The following is a 12,195-nucleotide window of genomic DNA, read 5'->3' as shown; positions in this document are numbered from 1 at the left end:
AGAAAAAATATAATATGTAAGGTTGGATAAAAAGTGTTAAATGATGAAAAGTATATGAGGTTGGCAATTGATGAAGCATTAAAAGCCAAAGATAAATTAGAGGTTCCCATTGGAGCAGTTATTGTTCAAAATGATGAGGTGGTTGCTTCAGCTTATAACTTACGAGAAACAGAACAGCGATCAGTTGCTCATGCAGAACTTTTAGCAATTGATGAAGCATGTAAGAAATTAGGAACATGGAGATTGGAAGACGCTACGTTATATGTCACCTTAGAACCATGTCCGATGTGTGCAGGTGCTATTGTATTATCAAGAGTGAAAAGAGTTGTGTTTGGAGCTTATGATCCTAAAGGTGGCTGTGCGGGAACATTGTTAAACTTATTAGAGTTTGAAAAGTTTAATCATCAAGCACAAGTAGTAGGAGGTGTGCTAGAAGAAGAATGCGGGAGCCTCTTAACGACCTTTTTTCGTGAGTTGCGTCAACGAAAAAAGTCTGGAAAATAGCGCTAAAAAAGTAAGTTTTCTATAGCGGTTGCATTTTTGAATGAAAAGACGTATACTTGTAAATGCATCAACTTGATGCCCAAACTATTGGTTTCAACTTTGCCGTGCTAAGCGGGGAGGTAGCGGTGCCCTGTACTCGCAATCCGCTCTAGCGAGGCCGAATTCCTTCTTGAGGTTAGCTCATCTTAGGGCCTGCCTTAAGTAAGTGGTGTTGACGTTTGGGTCCTATGCAATGGGAATCTGTGAACCCTGTCAGGTCCGGAAGGAAGCAGCAGTAAGCAGAACCTCTCATGTGCCATGGGGTCGCCTGAACCGAGCTAACTGCTTAAGTAACGCCTGGGGTGGCTAATCGACGGAAGGTGCACGGCAGTTATATACATAAGTTTAGTCTACTCTGTTGGAGTAGGCTTTTTATTTTATCTCTCACTATTTTGAAAAAAAACCTCATAATACGCTATAATGATAACTAATGAATTATATTAAAAGGAGAGGATGTAGTGGCATATCAGGCTCTGTACCGTGTATACCGTCCTCAAAGCTTTAACGACGTAGTCGGTCAACAACATATTATCAAAACACTTCAAAATGCCCTTGTCCAAGAGAAATTTTCGCATGCGTATTTATTTTCTGGGCCTCGGGGGACAGGAAAGACAACAGCTGCTAAAATTTTAGCGAAAGCCGTTAACTGTGAAAAAGCACCCATTGCTGAACCCTGTAATGAATGTGCAACTTGTCGGGGAATTACTGATGGTTCCATTTCTGATGTAATTGAAATTGATGCAGCTTCTAATAATGGAGTCGATGAAATTCGAGATATCCGTGATAAAGTAAAATATGCACCTAGTGCTGTTCGATACAAAGTGTACATTATTGATGAAGTTCATATGCTTTCAATTGGAGCTTTTAACGCTTTGTTAAAAACGTTAGAAGAACCTCCTGCACATGTTATCTTTATTTTAGCTACAACAGAGCCGCATAAAATTCCATTAACGATTATCTCTAGATGTCAGCGCTTTGATTTCAAACGCATTTCGCCAGAAGATATCGTATATCGAATGAAGGAAGTATTAGGTTCTGAAGAGCTAGAAGTAAGCGAGGATGCTCTTTACGAAATTGCGAAAGCTTCAGAAGGCGGCATGCGTGATGCACTTAGTCTTTTAGACCAAGCTATCTCGTATAGTACGGAGAAGGTGAGCTTAGAGGATGTTCTATCCATAACAGGAGCAGTATCACAGTCTTTTATTGTGAAGATCGTCCAAGCTATCTTTAACGAAAACATTGTAGAAGCGCTAGACTCTGTTGAAAGTTTGATTAAAAACGGAAAAGACCCAGCGAGGTTTGTAGAGGACCTCATCTTCTATTATCGTGATGTTCTGCTTTATCAAGCTTCTGAAGAAAATGCATATTTACTTGAAAAAGCAGCGATTAACGAAGAGTTTAAAGAACTCAGTTCAAAAATGGATAGTGCTTTTATTTATAAAGTCATTGCTGAATTGAACCAAACTCAGCAAGAGATGAAATGGAGCAATCATCCTCGAGTGCTACTTGAAGTAGCTTTAGTAAAATTAGCTCAAAGTTCTACAAGTCAAGAGAGTGCTCTTCCATATCAAGACATTTTGCAAAAAATGAATCAAATGGAAGCAGAACTGCAGCAGTTAAAAGAAAAAGGCATTCAAGTTGATCATACAGCTCAGGCAGTGCAAACAGAGAAAAAACAGACAAGACAGTCCAGAAGTCAGTACAAAACGCCTGTTGGGAAGGTAAATGAAATTTTAAAAAATGCCACTCGGCAGAATTTAGAAACGATTAAGCGATCTTGGGCGCAGGTGTTGGACACATTGAAACAACAAAATAAAGCTTCACATGCAGCGTTGTTATCTAACAGTGAACCGGTTGCGTCTTCAGATCAATCATTTATACTTAAATTCAAATATGAAATTCATTGCAAAATGGCTTCTGAAAATAACAACAATGTACGTGATAATTTAGAGAATATCTTATATACTTTAATTGGCAGCAAGCGTGAAATGGTTGCAATTCCAGAAAGCGAATGGGATAAAGTAAGAGAAGAGTTTCTTCAAGGACAGCAAAGTGATGGGTCATCAGGTCAACCACAGGAGGAAGACCCTGTGGTTGCAGAAGCGAAAAAGCTATTTGGAGAAGACTTAATCGAAATTCAAGAGTAAATTTAGGAGGAATGTTCATATGATGAAAGGCATGGGCAATATGCAAAAAATGATGAAACAAATGCAAAAAATGCAAAAAGATATGCAAAAAGCGCAGGAAGAGTTAGCTGAAAAAACTGTTGAAGGTACAGCTGGCGGCGGAATGGTGACAGTTGTAGTTAACGGTCAGAAACAAGTAATTGATGTAAATATTAAAGAGGATGTAGTAGATCCTGAAGATATTGAAATGCTACAAGATTTAGTACTAGCAGCAACAAATGACGCATTAAAACAAATGGACGATTTAACAAATAACACAATGGGTCAATTTACAAAAGGTTTAAATATTCCAGGACTTTAATAAGGTGGTTGCCACGTGCATTATCCAGAACCAATATCAAAGCTTATAGATAGTTTTATGAAGTTACCCGGCATTGGTCCAAAAACAGCTGTTCGCTTAGCGTTCTTTGTTTTATCTATGAAAGAAGATACAGTATTAGATTTCGCAAAAGCATTAGTCAATGCGAAGCGAAATTTAACCTATTGTTCAGTTTGCGGACATATCACAGATCAAGATCCTTGTTACATTTGTCAAGATCAGCGCAGAGAGCGAAATGTGGTATGCGTCGTGCAAGACCCTAAGGATGTCATTGCAATGGAGAAAATGAAAGAATATAACGGCTTGTATCATGTCCTGCATGGCGCAATTTCACCTATGGAAGGAATAGGGCCTGAAGATATCAAAGTACCAGAGTTATTAAAAAGACTTCAAGATGATGAGATTCAAGAAGTGATTTTAGCCACTAACCCGAATATAGAGGGCGAAGCTACGGCTATGTATATCTCTAGGCTCTTAAAGCCGACAGGAATTAAAATTACTAGAATTGCTCATGGGTTACCCGTTGGAGGAGATCTTGAGTACGCAGATGAAGTAACATTATCTAAAGCCCTAGAAGGTAGAAGAGAAGTATAACGAGGTACTTGCATATGTTTTTTAAAAGAAAAGGTTGGTTACGCAAAGAGTACGATGATGAATTTGTGAAGACTTTTATGCAAGTAAAGCAGGAATGGAGTCACAAAACTTCAATGGTAGAAAGAAGTGTAGATCCTTCAGAAGAGGTAATGGTAGATATTCGATTAGCCAAAATGAAGTATCTTTTTCTATTAAAAGAAGCCAAGCATCGAAATATTTCAATTAACAGGATGTCATAGAGGCATCCTGTTTTGTTGTCTTTATAAAATAAGGATTTCCCTCCGTGAAGTAGTGCTTTTTTTGAATGCTTGGACATACATATAAGATAACTTATCTGCTTTAAGAAGGAGGCAACATGCTAAATCATCCCATTGTAGTTGTGTCTTTTTTAACAGGGCTAATCATTCTACTCTTAGTAACAGGTGGTGTTGAAAAAATGCTTCGAGTCATTGGAAATTTATCGATCAAGCTTATTATTGGCGTTCTGCTGCTTTTCTTTATTAACATCTTTGGCGTACAGTTTGGTATTCATATCCCTATTAATTTCCCCACAGCCATTGTTTCAGCTATTTTAGGTATTCCAGGCATAGCTGCCTTACTTGTTATTAGTAATTTCATATTATAATTTGGAGGAATATCCAAAATAAAAGTTTTCTGGAATCTTTTCGAGAAAACTTTTATTTTTTTTTGAAAAAGTTGTTGACCAACAAGTTAACAGATGTTATATTTATATACGTCGCTAAGACAACAACAAAAAATAACTCGAAAATAACTTAATGAAAAAAGTTGTTGACAAGTTATTCTTGAGGTGGTAAGATTAAAAAGTCGCCTTGNCGAACCCCCGCGGGCTTTAACACCCCTGTCGGTTTTCAAGACCGATCCCTTCAGCCGGACTTGGGTATTCCTCCGTATCGACAAGTATTAATTTATCATATATAAATAATAAAGTCAACTCTTTTATTGATGTTTTTAAAAAAGATGTTCATTAAGAATTAATTCTTAATGAACACCTTCTACTTTTATTTAGAGATAAATTCTTTATTTCCCATATATGGACGCAGCACTTCTGGAATTTGAATTGATCCATCTTCCTGCTGGTAGTTTTCTAAAATTGCAGCTACCGTACGACCAATTGCTAAGCCAGAACCGTTTAGTGTATGAACATGTTCTGGTTTTGCTTTTGTATCACGGCGGAAGCGAATATTAGCACGGCGAGCTTGGAAGCTTTCAAAGTTTGAACAAGAAGAAATTTCACGATAAGTTTCATAACTTGGAATCCAAACTTCAATATCATACTTTTTGGCTGCTGTGAAACCTAAGTCAGCTGTACACATGCTTAGAACTCGGTAAGGTAAACCTAATAGTTGAAGAACCTTTTCAGCATGGCCCGTTAATTTTTCTAATTCATCATAAGAATCTTCTGGCTTAACAAAGCGAACGAGTTCTACTTTATTAAACTGATGCTGACGAATAAGACCACGTGTATCTCTTCCTGCAGAGCCTGCTTCTGAGCGGAAGCAAGCACTATACGCTGTATAAGCAATTGGAAGCTGATCTCCGCTTAAAATTTCATCACGATGTAAATTTGTAACTGGTACTTCAGCTGTAGGAATTAAGAAATAATCTTCTTCTTTAATCTTGAATGCATCTTCTTCAAATTTAGGAAGCTGCCCTGTTCCTGTCATGCTTGTGCGATTCACCATATATGGAGGAAGGATTTCTTCATAACCATGTTCATCCATATGTAAATCCATCATAAAGTTAATAAGAGCGCGTTCTAATCTTGCACCTAACCCTTTATAAAATACAAAGCGGCTTCCCGTTACTTTCGAAGCTCTTTCAAAATCTAAAATATTTAAATCTGTTCCTAAATCCCAATGCGGTTTTGGTTCAAAATCAAATTGTTTAATTTCTCCCCATTTGCGAACTTCTACGTTATCATCTTCAGTTTCACCTACAGGCGTACTTTCATGTGGAACGTTAGGAATTGAAAGCAGCAATAGTTCTAATTCTTCTTCAACGCTGCGAAGCTCTTCATCCAATTGCTTTACGCGGTCTCCTACTTCACGCATTTCAACGATTAAATGATCAGCATCTTGTTTTTCACGCTTCAATTGTGCAATTTGCTGTGATACTTCATTTCGCTTGCTTTTTAACTCTTCTGTTTGAGCAATTAGCTCACGGCGTTTTGCATCTAACTCTTCAAAGCGACCTAAGTCCGTTAAGTCCTCACCACGAAACTTGAGCTTTTCTTTTACTTCATTAAAATTAGCACGTAAAAATTTTAAATCTAACATATTTAGTACCTCCTTTAGTATAAAAGGGCAAAATAAAAACTCTCATCCCCATGAAAGGGACGAGAGTTTACCCGCGTTGCCACCCTAATTGAAAGCTAAAATAAGCCTTCCTCTTAAACCAGATAACGGATGAACCGAAACTGCCTACTACTTTTTCGACAGCTTGCTCCAGGACGGATTCATAAGAATTGATTATCGATTCACACCAGCCATCGACTCTCTTGAAATCAAAAATCTTATTACTATTTCCTATCAACGCTTTATACCAATATCATTTTTATTAATCATAATGTACTACAAGTCTTTACAAGATGCAATTCATTTATACAGGTTTTTTTGAAGCTTCTTCAACCATTGCTACAAAATACTGCGCCATGCGAGCATCATCTGTCAATTCTGGATGAAACGAACATCCCAAGAATTGACCTTGTCTTGCCGCAACAATTCGGTCGTTATGCATTGCTAAGACTTCAACGTTTTCTCCTACTTCTACAATATGCGGAGCACGTATAAATACGCCTATAAAATCTTCACCGATATCTTTAATATTTAGGGCAGCTTCAAAGCTATCCCGTTGACGCCCAAACGAGTTTCGAGCTACCGTAATATCCATAACACCCAAATGGGGCTCTTCACGGTCAACGACTTGTCCTGCAAGTAAAATTAAACCGGCACACGTACCAAATACCGGTTTACCTGCTTGTGCAAACTGGCGAAGGGGTTCCATAAAGTCATATTTGTCGATCAGACGACGCATCGCTGTGCTTTCGCCGCCCGGTAGGATTAAACCATCTATTTCGTTTAGCTGTTCAACTTTTTTTATGATAATGGCTTCAGCGCCTGCTGCTTCTAATGCTTGTGCATGCTCGCGAAAGGCACCTTGTAATCCTAAAACGCCTACTTTTACCATTTTGTCAAAACTCCCTTTAAATTACCATCCACGCTCTTGCATGCGGTTTTCTGGTAATAATGATGAAATTTCAATCCCTTTCATTGCACTTCCTAACCCTTTTGATAAGTTTGCAATAAGCTCATAGTCTTGATAATGTGTTGTTGCTTCCACGATTGCTCGCGCAAACTTTTCAGGGTTGTCTGATTTGAAGATTCCTGATCCAACGAACACGCCGTCTGCTCCAAGCTGCATCATTAACGCTGCATCTGCTGGTGTTGCTACACCGCCTGCTGCAAAGTTTACAACCGGTAAACGACCTTCACGTTTAATTTGCAGTAATAACTCATAAGGTGCGCCTAATAATTTAGCTTCTGTCATTAACTCATCTTCGTCCATACCCACAACTTTACGTACTTGAGCGTTTACTTGACGCATATGGCGTACTGCTTCCACGATGTTTCCTGTCCCTGGTTCGCCCTTTGTACGAAGCATTGCAGCTCCTTCAGCAATACGACGAGATGCTTCGCCAAGATCACGGCAACCGCACACAAATGGAACCGTAAATGTATTTTTATTTAAATGAAACTCCTCATCAGCTGGAGTCAACACTTCACTTTCATCGATGTAGTCTACACCCATCGCTTCTAGCACGCGTGCTTCAACAATATGGCCAATACGAGCTTTTGCCATAACTGGAATGGACACAGCATTCATCACTTCTTCAACAATTGTTGGGTCTGCCATACGAGACACGCCGCCTGCTGCACGGATATCAGCTGGAACACGCTCTAATGCCATAACGGCAACAGCACCTGCTGCTTCTGCAATTTTTGCTTGCTCTGCATTGATCACGTCCATGATAACGCCGCCTTTTTGCATTTCCGCCATTCCTCGTTTTACACGATCAGTACCTGTAATGTTATTCATGTTTGTCTTCCTCCTGTATCAAGTGTTTCACAATAATTTTTAGTGTATATACAAAATTCAAAACTTAGTGTCTATTTTACCGCATTTTTCGGAAAATTCCTATCTAATTTATAGATTATATACAAACAAATCTAAAAATAAAAAGAAGAGATACTCTCTTGTAGTATCTCTTCTTTCTCTTGAGTTATCATTAAAACCAGTTATTCACTGTATTTGCAGCATTCATCCAAATATCGCTGAAGAAGTTGCCAATACTGCGGATAGCGAGAGAGAACCATCCAGCTTTTTCAACAGATTCGTTTGTCACAACCGGCGTCATGCTATCTGTAGTTTGACCTCCTACATAGCCTAAATCTTTAAGATTGCTGTTTGTTGCACTGACATAAGCAACTGTTTCTCCTTTTTTAATAGGAGCAACAACTTTTTGATCGTTCATAACTTTATCGTTTAACTTAAAGTTGATTTTAGTATGATCTTTTTGACCTTTTTCGGTAATAATCTTTACCGAATTCTTTGGAGAAACGGAAGCTTCTTTTGACTTTCCTTTAGCAACATTAATTGTTTCATGCCCTTTAATCTCGCCGTTAGCAGGCACTACTTCTTTTAACTGAAAATGACTAAAAGCATAATCCAATATCTTTTTTGTTTGGGAAAAACGAGCAGCTTCCGTAGACTTGCCGTTTTCCTTAGCATTCATTACAACTGTTATGTATCTTACCCCGTTACGCTCTGCAGTCCCAGTGAAACATTGACCTGCAAAATCTGTATGGCCAGTTTTTAAACCGTCTACGCCGCTGTAGGCAGCTGAAAAACCTGGGAGCATCTTGTTCCAATTGTTCATTTTTGTTTCCCCTTGTTGCCCTTGTCTAAACATCTTAGAAGGAGTTTTAGCTACTTCCAAAGATTCTGGATAATCATGAATTAAGTGATAAGCAAGGGTAGCAACTGCCCGAGCCGATAGAAGGTTCTCATCTTCTTCCTTCGTTCCTTTTGGATACATTCCTTTTAACAGAGAATTAGAAAGACCTGTGGAATTGACAAATTTTGATTCACCCATATTTAATCTTTTTGCCGTTTCGTTCATTAACTTAATAAAGTTTTCTTCAGAACCACTGACAGCTTCAGCTAAAGCAATTGCAGCTCCATTAGCTGAGTAAATAGCCATGGCATCATATAATTCTTTCACCGTGTATTTTTGGTTTTCAATTAACGGTACATTCGATAATCCATAATCTTGAGAAATTTTAGCTGCATATTTACTAACTGGCACACGTTGATCCCAAGATAATTTCTTATCTTTTATGGATTCTAATACTAGGTATTCTGTCATCATTTTTGTCATGCTTGCAATACCTAATAAAGCATCCGTATTTTTCCCGTATAATACTTTCCCCGTACTTGCCTCTACTAAGATCGCTGCATCTGCTTCAACGCCAATATCATCTGTTTTAGGAGCAGCTGATGCTTGTGTAGAGACAAAAAATACGCTGGCCATTAACATAACAGCAATGACACAAATTAATTGTTTCTGTACTGCGTTTCTCACTCTATACCCTCCAAACGTAAACTCACATAAATGTAATTTTATCATACTAAAATTTAAAAAAATAGATAAAGAAGTACTGTTACATTCATGATCCATGACATAAAAAACACGTTTCCTAATAGGGAAACGTGTTTTTTTAACATTCATGATTATCTCATAGAATAGTTAGGAGATTCTTTTGTGATTTGTACATCATGTGGGTGGCTTTCTCTTAAACCTGCTCCAGTCATACGAATGAATTGTGCCTGTTCACGTAACGCTTCTAAGTTAGCTGAACCACAGTAACCCATTCCTGCACGTAAACCGCCAATCATTTGATATAAAGTATCTGCTACAGGTCCTTTGTAAGGCAAACGTCCTTCGATACCTTCTGGAACTAATTTTTTATTATCTTCTTGGAAGTATCGATCTTTACTTCCTTTTTCCATAGCTCCTACAGAGCCCATTCCACGGTACACTTTAAAGCGTCTACCTTGGTAGATTTCTGTTTCTCCAGGACTTTCTGTCGTTCCTGCTAGAAGGCTTCCTAGCATTACTGTATGTCCACCAGCTGCAAGTGCTTTTACAATATCTCCAGAGTATTTAATACCGCCATCTGCGATAATAGCTACACCGTGCTTACGAGCTTCAGTTGCACAATCATATACTGCTGTAATTTGTGGAACGCCTACACCAGCTACAACACGAGTTGTACAAATTGAACCAGGTCCAATTCCTACTTTTACTACGTTTGCTCCTGCTTCAATTAATGCTTTTGTACCTTCAGCAGTTGCTACGTTACCAGCAATAATATTTAACTCTGGATATGCCTCGCGAATGCTGCTTACCGTATCTAAAACGCCTTGTGAATGTCCATGCGCTGTATCAATAACGATAACATCAACGCCAGCTTGTACTAATTTTTCGATACGAACGTTTGAATCAGCTGTTACGCCAACAGCTGCTCCAACTAATAATCGACCTTGTTGGTCTTTAGCTGCATTTGGAAACTCAATTACTTTTTCAATGTCTTTAATTGTGATAAGGCCTTTTAATACGCCATTGTCATCTACAAGAGGTAACTTTTCAATTTTGTATTGCTGTAGAATTTTCTCTGCTTCTTCTAAAGTCGTTCCTACTGGAGCAGTAACCAATTCTTCTTTTGTCATTACATCAGCAATTTGCATTGAATAATCTTGGATAAAACGCAAGTCGCGGTTTGTAAGGATTCCAACTAGTTTTTGTTCTTCTTCGTTGTTGACAATCGGCACACCTGAGATACGATATTTGCCCATTAAATGTTCAGCGGCAAATACTTGGTTTTCAGGAGTTAAAAAGAAAGGATCCGTGATAACACCACTTTCAGAACGTTTTACTTTATCAACTTGTTCTGCTTGCTGTTCAATCGACATGTTTTTGTGAATGATACCTAAACCACCTTGTCTAGCCATCGCAATAGCCATTTCAGCTTCTGTAACTGTATCCATTCCTGCACTGATGAACGGCACCTTTAATTTTAATGTTTTTGTTAGTTCAACACTCATATCAACGTCTTTAGGCAGTACCTCAGATTTTGCTGGCACCAGTAAAACGTCATCAAATGTTAAGCCTTCTTTAGAAAATTTGCTTTCCCACATTATAGAATCCTCCTTTAAACGACAGAATATTATTAGTAGATTAACAAGCAGATATGTACCTGTCAATAACTTCACTAGATATCAGATAATTCTAATAAAAAGAAAAGGTGATTTAGTTGCATAAATTTAATGATGTTTGGACGTCCTACAATTTATTTTTCTCCGTTCCTTTTGTACAAGACTTTTTAAAAAAGCGCTATCAAAAATTGAATTATAGCGATGCAGAGCAACATAGCTTTAAAAACAGTTACCCATTTATTTATTATTTGGAACACAGTAAAAATTATTATCAAGTTGCGGCACAATCTCCTGTATCAGTTCAACCAGTTTTATTATTTTATGGAATGTCACAGCTGTTAAAAGCCTGTTTGTTAACGCAAAACCCAGTATATCCAGAAAATACAGCGGTGTTAGCACATGGAGTATCAACACGAAAAAGAAAAAAACAAAGTTATGATTTTCTAGATGATGAAGTTAAGATCCAAAAAAGCGGTTTGTTTTCACAAGTAGGAGAAGAATTGTTTCATGTGAAACAACTAGAAGGTAGTAAATACACAATGAATTATCTGTTGTCGTGCGTACCGGAATTAGATACATTATTTGTAAATTTGGGTACTAGGTCATTTTCCCATTTAACAACTATTGGATCGCTTCCAGCTGCCTCTTTGTCTATTCCTGAACAAGTCACACGGTGTTATCATATGAATCACGAAAGGCTCTACTCTTTTTTAAAAGAGCGTTCCCGCCTATCATTGTCTCTGTCAGAAGATCAGGTATGTATTCTTGATCCTTCAAGCTGTTTATATAATTGTTCACCTTTTATGTACAATTTCCAAAATAACACGCTGCATGCACCTTTGGAAAAAGATAGCTGCTTATATTTCCCTGAGATGTTGGCACATTATTTATTACTTTATAATTTAAGTATGATTTCACGTTATGAAACAGAGTGGTGGTATGAATTATTGCATACATACTCTTCGAAAGATTACCCATTTATCTTGAGGTTCCTTGAAGTTACGGCTCAAAAGATTCCTTACTTAATTTCTTGTTACTTAAATGAACATACAAAAAAAGACTAGCTAAAATAGCTAGTCCTTTTTCAANTACTGTTTCATTAGGCAATGCAATTACGTAAATGAGGTGTTCCTTAAAGATCATATGCTGCATTAAAAGCTATTTTTTCCTTCTTCACATGACGGGATGCATAATCGTTTGCATCCCGTTTTTGTGTATAAAATGCCAGCAGCTATTTCTTGTCTGCTGATTGCATTC

The 12,195-nt window shown here is 37.8% G+C and carries 12 protein-coding genes, 1 other RNA gene and 1 other annotated feature; of the genes, 8 read left to right on the top strand and 5 right to left on the bottom strand.

Features of this window, described 5'->3' with window-relative positions:
• The first annotated feature begins 33 nt into the window (after positions 1-33).
• The 7 genes from tadA (at position 34) to ACFX4W_RS03720 (ending at position 4,267) form a co-directional block, all read left to right on the top strand.
• Positions 34-504: a tRNA adenosine(34) deaminase TadA gene (gene tadA, locus ACFX4W_RS03750; RefSeq protein WP_080781572.1), complete on the top strand. Its 471-nt coding sequence runs from the start codon at positions 34-36 to the stop codon at positions 502-504.
• Positions 505-606: 102 nt separating this feature from the next.
• Positions 607-871: signal recognition particle sRNA large type (gene ffs / locus ACFX4W_RS03745), an RNA gene on the top strand.
• 130 nt (positions 872-1,001) lie between these two features.
• On the top strand, positions 1,002-2,690 hold the full coding sequence (dnaX, locus tag ACFX4W_RS03740; protein ID WP_043977084.1) for a DNA polymerase III subunit gamma/tau: 1,689 nt from the start codon (positions 1,002-1,004) through the stop codon (positions 2,688-2,690).
• Between the two features lie 19 nt (positions 2,691-2,709).
• Positions 2,710-3,030 (top strand): YbaB/EbfC family nucleoid-associated protein, encoded by a 321-nt coding sequence (locus ACFX4W_RS03735; RefSeq protein ID WP_013081327.1) that lies wholly within the window; start codon positions 2,710-2,712, stop codon positions 3,028-3,030.
• 15 nt (positions 3,031-3,045) lie between these two features.
• Entirely contained in the window at positions 3,046-3,642 is a 597-nt protein-coding gene (recR, locus tag ACFX4W_RS03730; protein ID WP_013054839.1) for a recombination mediator RecR, read from the top strand.
• 14 nt (positions 3,643-3,656) lie between these two features.
• On the top strand, positions 3,657-3,881 hold the full coding sequence (locus tag ACFX4W_RS03725) for a YaaL family protein (RefSeq protein WP_013054840.1): 225 nt from the start codon (positions 3,657-3,659) through the stop codon (positions 3,879-3,881).
• Between the two features lie 116 nt (positions 3,882-3,997).
• On the top strand, positions 3,998-4,267 hold the full coding sequence (locus ACFX4W_RS03720; RefSeq protein ID WP_043977073.1) for a pro-sigmaK processing inhibitor BofA family protein: 270 nt from the start codon (positions 3,998-4,000) through the stop codon (positions 4,265-4,267).
• Positions 4,268-4,661: 394 nt separating this feature from the next.
• Here ACFX4W_RS03720 and serS read toward each other — a convergent pair whose 3' ends face one another.
• The 5 genes from serS to guaB form a co-directional block, all read right to left on the bottom strand.
• On the bottom strand, positions 4,662-5,939 hold the full coding sequence (gene serS / locus ACFX4W_RS03715) for a serine--tRNA ligase (RefSeq protein WP_013054831.1): 1,278 nt from the start codon (positions 5,937-5,939) through the stop codon (positions 4,662-4,664).
• A 52-nt stretch (positions 5,940-5,991) separates the two neighbouring features.
• Positions 5,992-6,204 (bottom strand) — a binding site (T-box leader).
• 57 nt (positions 6,205-6,261) lie between these two features.
• On the bottom strand, positions 6,262-6,849 hold the full coding sequence (gene pdxT, locus ACFX4W_RS03710; RefSeq protein WP_013081320.1) for a pyridoxal 5'-phosphate synthase glutaminase subunit PdxT: 588 nt from the start codon (positions 6,847-6,849) through the stop codon (positions 6,262-6,264).
• Between the two features lie 21 nt (positions 6,850-6,870).
• Positions 6,871-7,758: a pyridoxal 5'-phosphate synthase lyase subunit PdxS gene (pdxS, locus tag ACFX4W_RS03705; protein WP_013054829.1), complete on the bottom strand. Its 888-nt coding sequence runs from the start codon at positions 7,756-7,758 to the stop codon at positions 6,871-6,873.
• 190 nt (positions 7,759-7,948) lie between these two features.
• Positions 7,949-9,304: a serine hydrolase gene (locus tag ACFX4W_RS03700; RefSeq protein WP_028410382.1), complete on the bottom strand. Its 1,356-nt coding sequence runs from the start codon at positions 9,302-9,304 to the stop codon at positions 7,949-7,951.
• A 149-nt stretch (positions 9,305-9,453) separates the two neighbouring features.
• Entirely contained in the window at positions 9,454-10,920 is a 1,467-nt protein-coding gene (gene guaB / locus ACFX4W_RS03695; protein ID WP_013081319.1) for an IMP dehydrogenase, read from the bottom strand.
• Positions 10,921-11,036: 116 nt separating this feature from the next.
• On the opposite strand from guaB, the gene ACFX4W_RS03690 reads away from it, so the two are divergent.
• Entirely contained in the window at positions 11,037-12,002 is a 966-nt protein-coding gene (locus ACFX4W_RS03690) for a YaaC family protein (protein WP_043977100.1), read from the top strand.
• Positions 12,003-12,195 lie beyond the last annotated feature (193 nt).

The sequence above is a fragment of the Priestia sp. YIM B13489 genome (assembly GCF_042787645.1).
GTDB classification, from domain to species: Bacteria; Bacillota; Bacilli; order Bacillales; family Bacillaceae_H; genus Priestia; species Priestia megaterium.
Note: the sequence above shows the minus strand (reverse complement) of the source record. Positions and strands in the feature narration are given on the sequence as shown.

Coding starts and splice junctions, on each gene's coding strand:
- ACFX4W_RS03735 (WP_013081327.1), top strand. CDS start 2,710: ATGATGAAAGGCATGGGCAATATGCAAAAAATGATGAAACAAATGCAA.
- ACFX4W_RS03725 (WP_013054840.1), top strand. CDS start 3,657: ATGTTTTTTAAAAGAAAAGGTTGGTTACGCAAAGAGTACGATGATGAA.
- ACFX4W_RS03720 (WP_043977073.1), top strand. CDS start 3,998: ATGCTAAATCATCCCATTGTAGTTGTGTCTTTTTTAACAGGGCTAATC.
- serS (WP_013054831.1), bottom strand. CDS start 5,939: ATGTTAGATTTAAAATTTTTACGTGCTAATTTTAATGAAGTAAAAGAA.
- pdxT (WP_013081320.1), bottom strand. CDS start 6,849: ATGGTAAAAGTAGGCGTTTTAGGATTACAAGGTGCCTTTCGCGAGCAT.
- pdxS (WP_013054829.1), bottom strand. CDS start 7,758: ATGAATAACATTACAGGTACTGATCGTGTAAAACGAGGAATGGCGGAA.
- guaB (WP_013081319.1), bottom strand. CDS start 10,920: ATGTGGGAAAGCAAATTTTCTAAAGAAGGCTTAACATTTGATGACGTT.